The organism is Gilvirhabdus luticola (assembly GCF_040117515.1).
Lineage (GTDB): Bacteria > Bacteroidota > Bacteroidia > Flavobacteriales > Flavobacteriaceae > Gilvirhabdus > Gilvirhabdus luticola.
In genome coordinates this window covers 25,211-40,749 of the sequence record NZ_JBEEEN010000006.1, presented here as the reverse complement: position 1 = coordinate 40,749, position 15,539 = coordinate 25,211, and the positions used below count along the sequence as shown (strand labels likewise).

At 32.1% G+C, this 15,539-nt stretch carries 16 protein-coding genes; 15 read left to right on the top strand and 1 reads right to left on the bottom strand.

The features are described 5' to 3' along the window. The first annotated feature begins 47 nt into the window (after nucleotides 1-47). The gene (locus tag AAFP94_RS10750; protein WP_316662727.1) at nucleotides 48-2,153 is read left to right on the top strand and encodes a gliding motility protein RemB; all 2,106 of its coding nucleotides are present in this window, start codon (nucleotides 48-50) and stop codon (nucleotides 2,151-2,153) included. Here the strand turns inward: AAFP94_RS10750 and AAFP94_RS10745 are convergent. Beyond that, nucleotides 2,150-3,001 (bottom strand): MBL fold metallo-hydrolase, encoded by an 852-nt coding sequence (locus AAFP94_RS10745; protein ID WP_316662726.1) that lies wholly within the window; start codon nucleotides 2,999-3,001, stop codon nucleotides 2,150-2,152. The two genes, AAFP94_RS10750 and AAFP94_RS10745, sit on opposite strands and share 4 nt — an antisense overlap. 112 nt (nucleotides 3,002-3,113) lie before the next feature. Between AAFP94_RS10745 and cyoE the strand changes: the two genes are divergently transcribed. From cyoE to AAFP94_RS10675, 14 genes are all read left to right on the top strand, one after another. Continuing rightward, nucleotides 3,114-4,019, top strand: coding sequence for a heme o synthase (cyoE, locus tag AAFP94_RS10740; RefSeq protein WP_316662725.1), 906 nt, complete (start codon nucleotides 3,114-3,116; stop codon nucleotides 4,017-4,019). Nucleotides 4,020-4,023: 4 nt separating this feature from the next. Beyond that, a complete protein-coding gene (locus AAFP94_RS10735) occupies nucleotides 4,024-4,605 on the top strand; it encodes a cytochrome c oxidase subunit 3 (protein WP_316662724.1) in 582 nt (193 codons plus the stop codon). 45 nt (nucleotides 4,606-4,650) lie between these two features. Next, nucleotides 4,651-5,634, top strand: a complete 984-nt coding sequence (locus AAFP94_RS10730; RefSeq protein ID WP_316662723.1) for a cytochrome c oxidase subunit 3 — start codon at nucleotides 4,651-4,653, stop codon at nucleotides 5,632-5,634. Between the two features lie 14 nt (nucleotides 5,635-5,648). Beyond that, nucleotides 5,649-6,029, top strand: a complete 381-nt coding sequence (locus tag AAFP94_RS10725; protein ID WP_316662721.1) for a cytochrome C oxidase subunit IV family protein — start codon at nucleotides 5,649-5,651, stop codon at nucleotides 6,027-6,029. A gap of 91 nt (nucleotides 6,030-6,120) precedes the next feature. Next, nucleotides 6,121-6,813: a hypothetical protein gene (locus AAFP94_RS10720; RefSeq protein ID WP_316662720.1), complete on the top strand. Its 693-nt coding sequence runs from the start codon at nucleotides 6,121-6,123 to the stop codon at nucleotides 6,811-6,813. Beyond that, nucleotides 6,800-7,540 (top strand): SCO family protein, encoded by a 741-nt coding sequence (locus AAFP94_RS10715; RefSeq protein ID WP_316662719.1) that lies wholly within the window; start codon nucleotides 6,800-6,802, stop codon nucleotides 7,538-7,540. Before AAFP94_RS10720 ends, AAFP94_RS10715 begins: the two co-directional genes overlap by 14 nt. Continuing rightward, a complete protein-coding gene (locus tag AAFP94_RS10710) occupies nucleotides 7,533-8,072 on the top strand; it encodes a DUF420 domain-containing protein (protein WP_316662718.1) in 540 nt (179 codons plus the stop codon). The genes AAFP94_RS10715 and AAFP94_RS10710 overlap by 8 nt, the downstream gene beginning before the upstream one ends. A gap of 39 nt (nucleotides 8,073-8,111) precedes the next feature. Further along, nucleotides 8,112-8,309 carry a hypothetical protein gene (locus AAFP94_RS10705; RefSeq protein ID WP_316662717.1) on the top strand — a complete coding sequence of 66 codons (198 nt, stop codon included), beginning with the start codon at nucleotides 8,112-8,114 and terminating at the stop codon, nucleotides 8,307-8,309. Between the two features lie 128 nt (nucleotides 8,310-8,437). Then, nucleotides 8,438-9,139, top strand: a complete 702-nt coding sequence (locus AAFP94_RS10700; protein ID WP_316662716.1) for an ABC transporter ATP-binding protein — start codon at nucleotides 8,438-8,440, stop codon at nucleotides 9,137-9,139. Then, a complete protein-coding gene (locus AAFP94_RS10695) occupies nucleotides 9,132-10,373 on the top strand; it encodes an ABC transporter permease (RefSeq protein WP_316662715.1) in 1,242 nt (413 codons plus the stop codon). Before AAFP94_RS10700 ends, AAFP94_RS10695 begins: the two co-directional genes overlap by 8 nt. Beyond that, nucleotides 10,366-11,634, top strand: coding sequence for an ABC transporter permease (locus AAFP94_RS10690; RefSeq protein ID WP_316662714.1), 1,269 nt, complete (start codon nucleotides 10,366-10,368; stop codon nucleotides 11,632-11,634). Before AAFP94_RS10695 ends, AAFP94_RS10690 begins: the two co-directional genes overlap by 8 nt. Before the next feature lie 21 nt (nucleotides 11,635-11,655). Further along, nucleotides 11,656-12,816 (top strand): efflux RND transporter periplasmic adaptor subunit, encoded by a 1,161-nt coding sequence (locus tag AAFP94_RS10685; protein ID WP_316662713.1) that lies wholly within the window; start codon nucleotides 11,656-11,658, stop codon nucleotides 12,814-12,816. A 50-nt stretch (nucleotides 12,817-12,866) separates the two neighbouring features. Next, nucleotides 12,867-14,198, top strand: coding sequence for a TolC family protein (locus AAFP94_RS10680; RefSeq protein WP_316662712.1), 1,332 nt, complete (start codon nucleotides 12,867-12,869; stop codon nucleotides 14,196-14,198). Between the two features lie 5 nt (nucleotides 14,199-14,203). After that, nucleotides 14,204-15,520: an efflux RND transporter periplasmic adaptor subunit gene (locus AAFP94_RS10675; RefSeq protein WP_316662711.1), complete on the top strand. Its 1,317-nt coding sequence runs from the start codon at nucleotides 14,204-14,206 to the stop codon at nucleotides 15,518-15,520. Nucleotides 15,521-15,539: the final 19 nt, after the last annotated feature.

The window sequence follows — 15,539 nt, the reverse complement described above, 5'->3', positions numbered from 1 at the left end:
TCAAAAAAATAGTATCTTTCTGCCTGAAACCAATTCTATATAAATAAATGAAGAAACTGTTTGTTTTTATTCTTCTAATTTTTGAATTACACACCTACGCACAAGAGGCATTACAATTGGATAAAGCTCCAGTTTTTTTAGATTGTGAAAACCTTGAAATAGATGCACTTCAATACTGTTTTGATAATAAGGTATTCTCTTTAATTTATGAAAATCTAAAAGTACCACAGAAAGTTTTTGACGAAAACTATTCTGGAAAATTAGTTGTATTGTTTGAGGTTGATAAAGAAGGACAATTTAGAGTACTTTATACAGATGCCATGTATCAAGAGTTAAAAGATGAAGCTTTACGTGTTTTTTCTGAATTTCCAAAAGTAAAACCTGGCACTTATAATGGTAGACCTACGTTTAAGCAATACTCCATGGAAATTAAGATTCCATTAGAAAAGCAACAAGTAGCAACCAAAGATTTATCTAAAACAGATGAATACGGAAATTCACCTATAGAACAACAAGTTAAGAAAGAAATTGATAGCTTAAATCAAACTTTAGTTCCTTATAAAGACAGAGAATTTAACAGCCAATTGAATATTCCTTTTACGCATAGTTATTATTCAAAGTTTGATAGAAGTATGAATCTTGTTGGTACTAATAGCCATACAGCTGCAAAACCTTTTTTGTATGATGAGGTCTCGAATTATCAAGATTTAGAAGCCGAAAAGAAATCCCTTTTGCAGGACAGACAAACTTGGGCAGGCAGAAAATTATGGAATGAACATTTGGTACAACTTCAAGGAAAAGACTATTGGTTTACTATAGACCCAATTTTCGATCTGCAAGTAGGAAAAGATTTTGATGCAGATTTTGATACAACATTTAATAATACAAGAGGATTCTTAATTCAAGGAGGATTAGGTAAGAACCTTAATTTTTATTCCTCGTTTTTTGAAAGCCAGGGAAGATTTGCACAATATGTAAATAGCTATGCAGAAAGCTTGAAAGCCTATGGTCCAGATCCAGCAATAATTCCTGGTAGAGGCATAGCCAAAGCGTTTAAAGACGATGCTTATGATTATCCTGTTGCCGAAGCTTATTTGTCCTATACACCTGCAAAGTTTATTAATCTTCAGTTTGGACATGGCAAAAATTTTATAGGTGATGGTTATCGTTCATTATTTCAAAGTGATGTTACAAATCCGCACACCTTTTTTAAAATTAACACCAAGTTCTGGAAAATTAAATACACAAATACGTGGACATGGTTGAAAGATGTGAGACCAGAAGTGGTTGAAGATGACGCATTTTTAACCAAATACATTGCAAACCATTATTTAAGTTGGAATGTTTCAAAACGATTGAATATTGGTTTGTTTGAATCGGTTATTTGGGCCAATACCAACAACAGAGGTTTTGATGTTAATTACCTGAACCCAATCATATTTTTTAGAGCTATAGAATTTGAAACTGGGCAAGGTGCAGGAAACGCTATTTTAGGAGCTTCAGCAAAGTATAAAGTAAACGACAATGTTAATCTTTATGGACAATTTATTCTTGATGAATTTTCTTTAAATGATATTAAAGGCGGTGAAAAAAGCTGGAAAAATAAATATGGTTATCAGATAGGCGTTAAATATTACAATGCCTTTAAGGTCGATAATTTAATGCTACAAGCAGAGTATAATCGTGTGAGACCTTATACGTATTCTCATAATACCATTGTGTTGAATTATGGACATGCCAATCAGTCTATGGCTCATCTTTGGGGTGCAAACTTTAGTGAACTGGTTTTGATTGGGCATTATTTCTACAACCGTTGGTTTGCAGATGCTAAATTTATTTTTGGAACTCGAGGATTGGATTTTAATGACGGAACAGATAATTTTAGTTATGGAGGCGATATTTACAGAGATTATAACGACAGACCAAGTGATACAGGAATTGAAGTTGGTCAAGGTAATAAGACAAATACCTTTTATGCTGAATTACAATCAGGATATTTAATAAACCCTTCTACAAACTTAAAATTGTTTACGAACATTAGTTACAGAAGCTTTAATCCAGAAGCACAAACGATTTCAAAGTTTGATAACAATACCTTTTGGATAAGTATAGGGGTAAGAACAGATTTATTTAACTGGTATTTTGATTTTTAGTTTTTTAGACTTTTAAAAAATGTTCTTCTAATTTTTTCACTATTAATATAACCCGAACCAAACCCTATATCGTCATAGGCTTTAGTAATATCCTTATTGTTGGCAACTTCATCCTCTGTTTTACCTGCTTCAATCTCTTTTTCAACATGTGTTTTCAAAGTTGCGAGCATTATTAGAAAATCTTGGTATTCCTTTTTATTTGAGACAGAACCATGACCTGGAATAATTTTAGTATCATCATCAATAATAATCAAGACTTGTTTTATGGCTTCTATGTAGCCGTTTACCGAACCGCCACTATTTAGGTCAATGTAAGGATACCTATCCTTAAAATAAATATCTCCTGTGTGTAATATATTGCTTTTTGTGAAATACAGCATCGAATCTCCATCTGTATGAGCATTATCTAGATGAAAAACAAGAACCTGTTCACCATTAATATAAACACTCATTTTATCATTGAATGTTAAGACAGGTAATGCCTCTTTTGGTTGGTCTTCCAGATGCTTTCTAACATTATCATGAGCTATGATAGTTGCGCCTAATTTTGAAAGATTCTCATTGCCACCAGTATGATCACCATGATGATGTGTGTTAACAACATATTTAACAGGTTTGTCGCTTATGGTTTTTAATGCAGCAATAATCTTTGGTGTTAAAGGAGCAAATTGATCATCAATAATAATAATACCATCATCTCCAGCCGAAACTCCAATGTTTCCACCTTGACCAATTAACATGTATAATTTATCAGATAGTTTTTGAACTTCTATATTCACGTCCTGACCAAAAGTCGATAAAAAGAAAAATGTAAAAATGAACGAACTAATGAAGTTTAAAGTTTTCATGGGATGTAATTGAGATTGTTAGTGTGTTTTATAAAAATACAAAATTACATTTAAAAGCATTGCTCAAATTACATGAATAAAGTATCTTTGCAGTCGCATTTTAAGGCAATTAATGAAAACCGTATTGCAAACTACAAATTCTTCTTTTTCAATAGCTTCAGCGATTTCCGATTTTAAGGAGATTACTAAAATAAGGTTGGCTTTAAGTGTAGTGTTTTCATCTATTGCTGGTTATTTACTAGGTGTAGATGTTGTTGATTTTAAGACCTTAATCCTATTAGCTTTTGGTGGTTATTTTATGGTTGGTGCATCCAATGCATTTAATCAAATCATTGAAAAAGATTTAGATGCCTTGATGGATCGCACAAAGAACAGGCCAATTCCAGCAGGAAGAATGTCTGTGACTACTGCCTTTATTATAGCTTCTGTCTTTACGATTTTAGGTGTTATAATTTTGTATATTATCAATCCGCAAACAGCAATGTTTGGTGCAATCTCAATATTTTTATACACTAGTGTTTATACACCATTAAAGACTAAAACGCCTTTGGCTGTATTTGTTGGAGCTATTCCTGGAGCCATCCCGTTTATGTTAGGTTGGGTTGCAGCAACAGACGATTTTGGTATTGAACCAGGCACATTGTTTATGATTCAGTTTTTTTGGCAATTCCCTCATTTTTGGGCTATAGGTTGGTTTCTGTTTGAAGATTATAAAAAAGGAGGCTTCTTTATGCTACCAACCGGGAAACAAGATAAAGGAACAGCAGTTCAAATAATTATGTACACAGTTTGGACGTTGATAGTTTCATTAATTCCCGTTTTCGGATTTACAGGAAAATTACATCTATCTCCTGTTTCAGCAATAATTGTTTTAGGTTTAGGTTTAGGCATGCTTTATTATGCTATCCAGTTATTTAAAAAAATGACTGAAGAGGCAGCAAAGAAATTAATGTTGGTAAGCGTGTCTTACATCACATTACTCCAAATTGTTTATGTGTTAGATAAATTTATTAGATAGACTTATGGATTTAACAAAAGGTACTTTTGAAGAAAAACAAATAAGAGCAAAAAAAATGATGCTTTGGTTTGGCATTATCTCATTAATTATGTCATTTGCTGGTTGGACTAGTGCTTTTGTTGTTAGTAGTACAAGACCAGATTGGTTGAAAGATTTTCAGTTACCACAAGCATTTACTTTAAGTACGATTATAATTATATTCAGCAGCATTACTTTTATTTTAGCCAAAAAATCTCTAAAAAGAGGTAACAATAAAACAACAATGGGTTGGTTATGGACGACTTTAATTTTAGGAATTGCATTTATTTATAATCAATTTATTGGTTTTAATCAAATCTTGGAATTAGGCTATAATTTTACTGGACCAACAAGTAATGTTACCATGTCTTATATTTTTTTAATAGCTTTCGTCCATATATTGCATATTGTTGCTGGATTAATTTGCTTGCTGGTAGTAATTTATAATCATTTTAAACAAAGATATAATGCAACAAATATGCTTGGTTTTGAACTGGCAGCAACATTTTGGCACTTTGTAGATATACTCTGGTTGTATCTCTTTTTATTTTTATATTTCGTTAGATGAATAAATTGATTATTTTTGTGCAACCTTTAAAAACTATACCATACTATGAGTAGTACAGCAGTTGTAAAAACTGGAACAGAAGGAAAAGCTTGGGGTGGAGGTAAGAAGCCTCTTAACGCAAGTTACGGTAAATTGATGATGTGGTTCTTTATTGTTTCAGATGCACTTACATTTTCTGGCTTTTTAGCTTCCTACGGATTTTCAAGATTTAAATTTATAGACTCATGGCCAATTGCCGATGAGGTATTTACTCACGTTCCATTTTTGCATGGGCAAGAGTTACCAATGATCTATGTGGCATTTATGACATTTGTTTTAATTATGTCTTCTGTAACTATGGTGCTTGCTGTAGATGCTGGACATCACATGCAAAAAGGAAAGGTAACTTTTTATATGTTCTTAACCATTATTGGTGGTTTGATATTCGTTGGATCTCAAGCATGGGAATGGGCAACATTTATTAAGGGAGATTATGGTGCTATACAAACCAAAGGTGGAAATATTCTTCAGTTTGTTGACACGGATGGACATCGATTAGCATTACGGGATTTTGCAGTGAAAGGTCATGGAGAAAGGGTTAGGAACGAACGTAATAATGGTATTTGGTTTTTAAGTGAAGGAACATTACCAACATATACTGTAGGTGAAGTAGTAAGTGGTTTTGAGGCTAATGAAAATGTGTTGGTAAGAACACAATTATTGGACGAACATGGAAACAAAACTGTACTATCTAGAGAAGAGTCTCTTAAACAATTAAAAACAAATAGCACTGCAGTAATTGAAGGTGCCAATTTACATGCAAATGAGTATGGGTCACCACTCTTTGCAGACTTCTTTTTCTTTATTACTGGGTTTCACGGATTCCATGTTTTTTCTGGAGTTATTATAAATATCATTATTTTCTTTAATGTTATTTTAGGAACTTATGAAAAGAGGAAGAGTTATGAAATGGTTGAAAAAGTTGGGTTGTACTGGCACTTTGTAGATTTAGTTTGGGTATTTGTATTTACATTCTTCTACCTAGTTTAATAAATTAATTTAAAATGGCACACGCACATAAATTAGAAATTTTAAGAGGTTTGATTAAGTTTAAATCAAACACACAAAAAATTTGGGGAGTTTTAATTTTATTAACCATAGTGACTGCAGTAGAAGTTGGTCTTGGTATATACAAACCGGAATCACTTTTTGTAAAAGTTCTTGGAATGAAAGCCCTTAACTGGATATTCATAATTTTAACAATTGTAAAAGCTTACTACATTACTTGGGATTTCATGCACATGCGAGATGAAACTAAAGCATTAAGACGCATGGTAGTATGGACAGCAGTATTCTTAATTTGCTATCTGGTATTTATATTACTTCAAGAAGGCGGATACATAGAAAGTATTTATTCTTCAGGGTATGTTAAAAGAGATTTTTAATTATAAAGTTAAACATATATAAAAAGGCGGTTTTTTAAACCGTCTTTTTTATTTTTGCAGCATGAACAGGAAGCAGATAAAAAGAAATTTAGTGCTCGGAATTTTATTTTTCCTACCGGTAACTTTTTTGATGTTTTTATATCCTTCTACACATAACTACAATACTTTAGATATCGTAGATGAAAAGGTAAAAGAGCTAGACCATTTTAAATCAGATTCTGATGAAGTTGTAGTACTGCAAGATCATCTTACCGTTTTAGGCTTTTTTGGCAAGAACCCACTAAATAATGCAGTCGCAGCATCCAATTTAAAGGAGCTTATATATGATAAGTTTAAAGGGTTTAAGAGATTTCAAATAGTAATTGTTGTCCCGGAAGCTTCAGAAGATGAAGCAATGCAATTAAAAAAGGATATAAGCTTGTATGAAGACTTAAAATATTGGCATTTTGTTTATGGTAACCAGAATCAAATCCAAGAAGTTTTTGATAGTCTAAAAACAGATATAACGCTTAATGACCAATTGAGCACTAATAACGTTTTTATAGTTGATAAAGAATTGAGTCAAAGAGGAAGAATAGATGATAGGTTGGATAATGAAATATCCAAAAACTTACCTATCTATGGTTTAAGTTCTTACAATTGTATTGAAGTAGCTGAAATCAAGAACAAAATGAGCGAAGATTTAAGAATCTTATTTACAGAATACAGACAAAAAAGAAAAGGAAATTTTGATTCTTCATCAAGAAGAGAAAGTGATTTAAAGAAGTCAAATGAGCAAAACTAATTATTCATATATAGGAATTTCGTTTATCATTCTGATTTTTGGCATTATTTTTATTCCAAGAATAGTAGAAAGAATAAGTAATAAGGATATTTCCAGAGAAGAAAGTAGAAGTGAGGATATTTCAAAACAGGCTTCGAAAACATCAGATTTAGCATTCTTGACCATAAATGGAGAACCAAAAAAAGTTCCAGATTTTAGCTTTACAAATCAAAATGGTAAAACCATAACCAACAAAGATTATGAAGGCAAGGTTTATATAGTTGAGTTTTTTTTTACAACATGTCCAACCATTTGTCCAAGAATGAACTCGAATCTAGTTCAGATTCAGAATACGTTTGAAGGCATTGAAAATTTTGGTGTAGCTTCATTTACTATCAACCCAGATTATGATACTAGTGAAGTTTTAAAAGATTATGCCGAAAAATATGGCATTACAAACCCAAATTGGCATTTATTAACTGGCGATAAAGACAAAATATATGAGTTAGCCAATGTTGGATTTAATTTATACACAGCAGAAGATAGTGAAGTAGTAGGTGGCTTTGAGCATTCAGGCAACTTTGCTTTAATTGATAAAAACGGATTTATTCGTTCAAGAATTCAAGATGGAAATCCACTTATTTTTTATAATGGCATGATTTCAGAATCAGAAGAAATGGATGACGATGGTAAAACGCAAGAAATAACAATGCTTAAAGAAGACATAGAAAAACTACTTAATGAATAAAACATCAATAAATAAAGAGCAAAATAAATACAATAAAATAATAGTTGTTTTATCAATATTTATTCCATTGGTTGTTGCTGTTTTGTTTGGTGTTAAAATCCCAAATGTAGAACCGTTAATGTTTTTACCTCCAATTTATGCCTCCACAAATGCCATTACAACTTTTGTATTGATTTTTGCATTTCTCGCTATTAAGAATAAAAACATTAATCTACACAAGAGATTGATGAAAATTGCAATTCTATTATCTGCATTATTTTTAGTTATGTATGTTGCTTACCATATGACAAGTGATTCAACAAAGTTTGGAGGAGACGGAATTCTGAAATATATGTACTACTTTATTTTAATAACACATATTTTATTATCTATTCTTGTGATTCCGTTTGTCTTAATAACCTATGTTAGAGCAATTACAAATGATATTGAAAGACATAAGAAAATTGCGAAAATCACGTTCCCTTTATGGTTGTATGTAGCCGTTTCAGGTGTATTGGTATTTATTTTAATTTCACCATATTATCAATATTAGAATAAAGTGAAAAGAAAAATGTTATTCATAATGTTATTCATGCTTTTAGCTATAAATACTGAAGCTCAATGTGCTATGTGTCGTGCTGTTTTGGAAAGTGAACAAGGCCAGTCAACTGCAAAAGGAATAAATGACGGGATTATTTATCTCATGGCAATTCCGTATATTCTTGTTGCAGGATTAGGATATATAATTTATTGGAAATTCTACAAAGTGAAAAAATCAAAATCAAATTAATATTTACTGTAACACTTCATTTTTTTAATCGTCTTAATAATATCAATCAAAAATAAATTCTTAACAGTTTGTTAGTACAAATTGTGGCACGTTTTATGTTGCTTTGTTAAGAATTAACCATTTCTAGTATGATACAAATAAAAGATTTGCACAAATCTTATCAAGTTGGGACCAACAAGTTACATGTTTTAAAAGGTTTAAATTTTGAAGTAGAAGAAGGAGAACTTGTGTCTATAATGGGTTCTTCAGGTTCCGGAAAATCCACGTTTCTTAATATTTTAGGAATGCTGGACGAAGCAGATTCTGGCGACTATATCCTTGATGGTTTTCCAATTAAAAAATTGAACGAAAAAATCGCCGCTAAATATAGAAATGAATTTCTTGGTTTTGTTTTTCAATCCTTCAATCTTATCAACTACAAAAATGCATTAGATAATGTTGCATTACCATTATATTATCAAGGAATAAAACGCAAAGAGCGTATTGAAAAAGCGGAGTATTATCTTGAAAAAGTTGGTCTTATAGAATGGGCCGAACATTTGCCAAGTGAGCTTTCAGGAGGCCAAAAGCAGCGTGTAGCTATTGCAAGAGCTTTAGCGAGCAACCCCAAAGTTTTATTAGCTGATGAACCAACAGGAGCATTAGATTCTACAACCTCTTATGACGTTATGGAATTGTTACAAGGCATAAATGATGAAGGAAAGACCATTTTAGTTGTAACTCACGAGTATGATATAGCAAACATGACAAAACGCATTGTACACCTTAAAGATGGTGTTATTGTAAGTGACGAAAAAGTTATTCAAAAAAGAGTACTACAAAATGTTTGATTTAGAGCGCTGGCAGGAAATATTTGAAACCTTAAAGAAAAATAATCTTCGAACTTTTTTAACGGGACTTTCTGTAGCTTCAGGGATTTTTATTTTAGTAATTCTTTTGGGATTTAGTAAAGGAATTGAAAATGGAGTGAAGTCTGAATTTCAGAGAGATGCAACCAATACAATAACAGTCTGGACTGGTGTTACATCTAAAGAATACAAAGGCAATAACCCAGGAAGATACATTCAACTTAAAAATGATGATTTCAATTTAATTTCCAAAAAGTATAATGATTACATCGAGTATAAAGCACCGCTATATCAAAGATGGGGTTCTACAATTACTTATAAGAATGAAACGGGAAATTATAATGTAAGAGGAGCAGTGCCCGATTATCAATTTATAGAAAATGCAGATATTAGTAATGGTAGGTTTCTCAATCAATCTGATATTGATGAATTCAAAAAAGTAATTGTTATTGGGAATAACATTAAAAAGGATTTGTTTAAAGATGAGGATCCTATAGATAAAAATGTTCTCATTTTTGGCATCAACTTCAAAGTTGTTGGCGTGTTCTATGATCCAGGAGGATGGGAAGAGAATATAGGGTATATACCAATTACTACTGCCCAAAGAGTATTTAATGCAGGTGGAAACATTAGAAATATGCTCTTCACAACAAAAATGTCCGAAAATTTTAATGAGTCGGTAATTCTGTCAAGTAATATTGCTAAAGGCATTGAAGATGATCTCAAATTAATGCATTCAGTTGCTCCAGATGATACAAGCGCTATAAGAGTTAACAATACTTTGGAAGATGCGGCCAAAATCTATGCTTTAGTAGATACAATTGCCGCTGTATTTTGGTTTGTCGGGATAGGAACAATTATAGCTGGTATAGTTGGTGTTGGAAACATTATGCTCATTATTGTTAAAGAGCGTACAAAGGAAATTGGTATTAGAAAGGCTTTGGGAGCTTTACCAAGCTCGATCATTGGGATGATTCTTCAAGAAGCAATCTTTGTAACAATGTTTGCTGGATTATTTGGATTGATTGCTGGTTTAGGATTGTTAGAACTCATTGGTCCTCAAATTCAAAATGATTACTTAAAATATCCTCAAGTAAATTTTAATGTAGCGCTAACGACAGTTTTTTTACTAGTATTTGCAGGGACTCTGGCAGGCTTTATTCCTGCATTTAGAGCGGTTAAAATAAAACCCATAGAAGCTTTAAGAGATGAATAGTCAATTTAACAAAGACCGATGGGATGAAATTTTACAGGCCTTAACGGCTAATAAGTTTCGTACTTTTTTAACAGCATTTGGCGTCTTTTGGGGAATCACCATTTTAGTTTTATTGCTAGCTTTAACCAATGGACTTAAAAATGGAGTAACAGCAGATTTTGGAGATTTTGCTACAAATTCTATGTGGATGTGGTCTCAAAGAACTTCAAAATCTTATAAAGGACATCCAAAAGGACGCTGGTTTAGTTTTAAGCTAGACGATGTTGCAGCTTTAAAATCTGAAGTACCAGGACTTCTATATGTTTCACCAATTAATCAACTAGGTGGCTTTAGAGGGTCTAATAACGTTATACGGGGAACTAAAACAGGAGCATTTGAGATTTACGGTCATTATCCAGAATACATAAATCAAGATCCAATGGATATTACTGAAGGTAGATTCTTGAATTATTCGGATATAAATGCAAATAGGAAGATTTGTGTTATTGGTACAGGAGTGGTCAATGGATTGTATGATTTAGGAGAAGAAGTTTTGGGTAGCTATATTAAAATCAATGGGGTTAATTTTCAAGTTATAGGAACCTTTAAAAAGAGTAATGGGCAAGGAGATAGAGAGCAAGATGCCAGTACAGTATATATTCCATTTACTACTTTTGGGCAGGCCTTTAACAGAGGAGATCGTGTAGGTTGGATGGCTATTACGGCAAAAGATGATGTTATTATTACTGATATAAAACAACAAGTTTTTAACATAATAAAATCGAGACATACCATAGACCCTACAGACGACCGTGCAATTGGTCATAATGATTTAGCAGAACGTTTTGAACGTGTTAATGGTTTGTTTACAATACTTACCATAGTTGGATATTTTGTCGGAGCATTAGTACTCATGTCTGGTATAATAGGTATAAGTAATATTATGCTTATTGTAGTTAAAGAACGAACAAAAGAAATAGGAGTAAGGCGTGCATTAGGAGCTTCTCCTTGGGCTATAAAAGGACAGATTTTACAAGAGAGTCTTATTTTAACCATATTATCTGGTATGGTAGGTATTTCTTTTTCTGCTTTCGTGATTTGGGGATTGAATTACCTTTTAGATATGAATGGCCCAGTTGATATGTTTTCAAATCCAAGCGTAAATATGACAGTTATATTTACGGCGTTAATTATATTAGTTGTTTCAGGATTATTAGCTGGATTAATTCCTGCTAATAGTGCCACTAAAATGAAACCAGTTGATGCATTAAGAATAGAGTAAAATTTAATTAGAAAATAAAAAATGAAAAGAACCAAAACCATAATCACATTATCCCTTATAGTTATAGCATTTTCTGCGGCACTATTTTATTTATGGCAAAAAAATAAAGAAAACCCGATAAAATATTCTACTGAACAAGCTACCGATCAGACCATAGTAGTAAAAACTGTGGCAACTGGAAGTATCGTTCCTAAAGAAGAAATACTTATAAAACCCAATATTTCGGGTGTTGTAGAAGAAGTTTATATTGAGGCTGGAGAATATGTTAAATCGGGTGATTTAATAGCAAAAATTAGAGTTATTCCTAATGTGTCTTCACTGGCAAGTGCCCAAAATAGTATTGCAAGCAATCAAACAGCATTACAAACTGCCAGAATAAATCTAGAAACTCAACAAGCAAATTACGACCGTCAGAAAGCATTATTTGAAAAAGGGGTTATTTCTGCTAATGATTTTGAAGCCATTAATAATACCTATTTGCAAACCAAGCAAAGTGTTGAACAGGCAAGAATTAATCTAAATTCTGCTAAACAAAACTATGATATCATTAAGACTGGTACTACTAGTGGTTTAGGCAATATTGCTCAAACTCAAGTCAGAGCTACAGTTTCCGGTATGGTGTTGGACGTTCCTGTAGAAGCGGGTAATCAAGTCATAGAAGCTAATAATTTTAATGAAGGAACCTCAATAGCTTCGTTAGCAGATGTAAAGAAAATGATTTTTGAAGGGAAAGTTGATGAGAGTGAAGTTGGAAAAATAAAAGAAGGCTTACCTCTCGAAATAACAGTAGGTGCTATTCAAAATAAAAAATTTGATGCTGTTCTAGATTATATAGCGCCTAAAGGTGTTGAAGAGAATGGAGCTATACAATTTGAAATTAAAGGCTCAATTAAAAAAATTGATTCTACATTTATAAGAGCTGGTTTAAGTGCAAATGCATCTATTATTTTAGAAAAAGCAGAAAATGCCATGGCTATTAGAGAAGCATTGGTGCAATATGATTCTGAAACTAAAAAGCCATTTGTTGAAATTGAAACTGGAGACCAGCAATTTGAACGACGAGATGTTGAGCTTGGTATTAGCGATGGCATTTTTGTTGAAGTAAAAAATGGCATCACCAAAAAAGACAAAATAAAAGTTTGGAATCAAATTCAAGGAATTCCAAGTTATGCCCAGAATTAATTTTATTTTTCTGTAACACTTTATCATTTACATAGACTTATTATTAAATTATGAAAAAAAACTTTATCATATTTTTTGTTTTGTTGGGAATTATATCTCAAGCTCAAGTAAAAAAATGGACGCTACCTGAATGTGTTGAATATGCATTAGAAAACAATATTACTGTTAAGCAAAGTGAACTGGATTTAGAAGAAACGGAGTTGAATAAAAAAGATGCTTTTGGTAACTTTCTTCCTTCACTCAATCTTAATTCTTCACATAGATGGAATATTGGACTTACAGGAGATCCTGTATCTGGTACAAATGTTAATGCTACAACCCAAACTAGTCAAATAGGGATAGGAACTAATGTTGATATATTTCGAGGCAGGCAAAACATTAATCAAATGCATAGAGCTAATTTAGAGATATTGTCAAGACAATATCAGTTGGATGATATGAAAGATGATATTTCACTGTTTGTTGCTAATGCATTCCTACAAATACTTTTCAATAAAGAACAATTAAAAGTTTTAAGAGGTCAGCAGCAAATTTCTAGTCAAGAGTTTAAGCGCACAACTGATTTAGTTGAAGCTGGTGCCTTACCAAAAGGAGATTTATTAGAAATTCAAGCAACAATTGCGTCGCAAGAACAACAAATAGTAAATTCAGAAAATGCGCTACAAATATCTAAAATAAATTTAGCACAAATCATGCTAATTGAAGATTATGAAAATTTTGATATTGAGGATGTTGAGTATACAATTCCGCCTTCTTCAATTCTTAATGAATCTCCAAACACCATTTTTGAGAAAGCTAAAGAAACGAGATATGATATAAAAATTGCAAAAACAAGTGTTGAGATAGCCGAACAAAATTTAAAAATAAATAAAGGAGCATTGTATCCTTCACTAACAGGATTTTATAACTTTGGGACGAGTTATTTTTATAATAAATTAAATCCAACACTTCCTAGTTTTAAAGATCAAATATCAGATAACAAAGGTCATTCTCTTGGTTTGCAATTAAACGTACCTATTTTTAATGGGCTTTCTACAAGTAACAACGTAAAAAGAAATCAAGTGAATGTTGAACGAACTAAAAATAGACTAGAGCAAGCAAGTTTAGACCTTCAAACCTCTATATATCAGGCATATAATGATACTAAAGGAGCATCAAAAGCCTATGAAGCAGCTATAAAAACTCTAGAAGCTAGAGAAGAAGCATTTAAATACTCTCAAGAACGTTATAATGTAGGATTATTGAATGCTTTTAATTACAGCCAGTCTCAAAACAGATTTGAAGCAGCTCAAAGCGAAGTGATAAGAACCAAGTATGATTATATATTTAAACTTAAAGTATTAGAATTTTATTTTGGAATACCGATAACGGATATTAATTAAATAAAATGAGCAAGAAAAAATTAACCATCATTGTTTTATCAACTGTAGCAGTTTTAGCGCTTTTAATAGCTGGGAAAAAGGCTGGATGGTTTGGTGATCATGGAAACTACAAAGAAGTTTACACTCAAATAATATCCAAAATGGATATTATTGAGAAAGTATCTGCCACTGGTAAGATCCAACCAGAAGTTGAAGTTACAATTTCAAGTGATGTTTCAGGAGAAATTATTGAACTTCATATTGTAGAGGGACAGCAAGTTGAGAAAGGTGATCTTTTGGTAAAAATAAATCCGGATATTTATCAATCTAGTTTGAATCGAGCGGAAGCTACTTTGCAGAATATGCGAGCTGGCTTAAATCAAGCAGAGGCAACACTTAAAGAAGCAAAATCAACATATAATAGAAATCAGAATCTATTTGAAAAAGGGGTCATATCCAAAGCTGATTGGGATAATGTTGTTTCAGCATATGAAATTGCTGAAGCTAATAAACAATCAGCATACTTTGCAGTTCAAAGTGCTAATGCTTCATTGAATGAAGCCCGTAATTATTTGAACAGAACTAGTATTTATGCTCCAATATCTGGAACTATTTCTAAATTGGATGCCGAAATAGGTAATCGTGCCCTAGGAACGCAGCAGTTTATGGGGAATGAGATTTTACGTATAGCAAACTTAAATAACATGGAAGTTGAGGTAGATGTTAATGAAAATGATATTGTTAAAGTTGAGTTAGGTGATTCAGTAATTGTTGAAGTTGATGCATATCTTAAAAAGGAATTTAAAGGTTTAGTGACCGAGATTGCCAACTCGGCTTATGGTAATTTAACATCAGATCAGGTTACTAATTTTAAAGTAAAAGTTAGAATTTTGAAAGAATCTTATTTAGATTTGATTGAAGGTAAACCAGAACATTATTCACCTTTTAGACCTGGAATGACTGCTACAACAGATATTATCACTAATACACGCAAAGATGCTATTGCTATACCAATTAGTGCTGTAGTCATTAAAACAGATACGACTGCCAGTAATACTTCAAATACTAAAACAACAAGTTCTCAAAGTAATGTCGACGAGAAATTTGAATGTGTATTTGTAAAAGAAGGAGAAATAGCAAAGCTGAAGGTAGTTGAAACTGGAATTCAAGACGATTCTAATATTGAAATTTTAAGAGGTCTTGAAGTAGGAGATGAAGTTATTACTGGACCATACAATATAGTTACAAAATCTCTTAAGATAGGAAGTAAAGTAAAAATTAAGAAAGAAGAAGTAGAAGGTGAAGAAGAAGAATCTAATGATGTTCAAGTGACTGTAAATTGATATCTTTGATGCAATTTAA

Coding starts and splice junctions, on each gene's coding strand:
- AAFP94_RS10675 (WP_316662711.1), top strand. CDS start 14,204: ATGAGCAAGAAAAAATTAACCATCATTGTTTTATCAACTGTAGCAGTT.
- AAFP94_RS10680 (WP_316662712.1), top strand. CDS start 12,867: ATGAAAAAAAACTTTATCATATTTTTTGTTTTGTTGGGAATTATATCT.
- AAFP94_RS10715 (WP_316662719.1), top strand. CDS start 6,800: ATGAGCAAAACTAATTATTCATATATAGGAATTTCGTTTATCATTCTG.
- AAFP94_RS10750 (WP_316662727.1), top strand. CDS start 48: ATGAAGAAACTGTTTGTTTTTATTCTTCTAATTTTTGAATTACACACC.
- AAFP94_RS10725 (WP_316662721.1), top strand. CDS start 5,649: ATGGCACACGCACATAAATTAGAAATTTTAAGAGGTTTGATTAAGTTT.
- AAFP94_RS10695 (WP_316662715.1), top strand. CDS start 9,132: ATGTTTGATTTAGAGCGCTGGCAGGAAATATTTGAAACCTTAAAGAAA.
- cyoE (WP_316662725.1), top strand. CDS start 3,114: ATGAAAACCGTATTGCAAACTACAAATTCTTCTTTTTCAATAGCTTCA.
- AAFP94_RS10745 (WP_316662726.1), bottom strand. CDS start 3,001: ATGAAAACTTTAAACTTCATTAGTTCGTTCATTTTTACATTTTTCTTT.
- AAFP94_RS10690 (WP_316662714.1), top strand. CDS start 10,366: ATGAATAGTCAATTTAACAAAGACCGATGGGATGAAATTTTACAGGCC.
- AAFP94_RS10710 (WP_316662718.1), top strand. CDS start 7,533: ATGAATAAAACATCAATAAATAAAGAGCAAAATAAATACAATAAAATA.
- AAFP94_RS10730 (WP_316662723.1), top strand. CDS start 4,651: ATGAGTAGTACAGCAGTTGTAAAAACTGGAACAGAAGGAAAAGCTTGG.
- AAFP94_RS10735 (WP_316662724.1), top strand. CDS start 4,024: ATGGATTTAACAAAAGGTACTTTTGAAGAAAAACAAATAAGAGCAAAA.
- AAFP94_RS10700 (WP_316662716.1), top strand. CDS start 8,438: ATGATACAAATAAAAGATTTGCACAAATCTTATCAAGTTGGGACCAAC.
- AAFP94_RS10685 (WP_316662713.1), top strand. CDS start 11,656: ATGAAAAGAACCAAAACCATAATCACATTATCCCTTATAGTTATAGCA.
- AAFP94_RS10705 (WP_316662717.1), top strand. CDS start 8,112: ATGCTTTTAGCTATAAATACTGAAGCTCAATGTGCTATGTGTCGTGCT.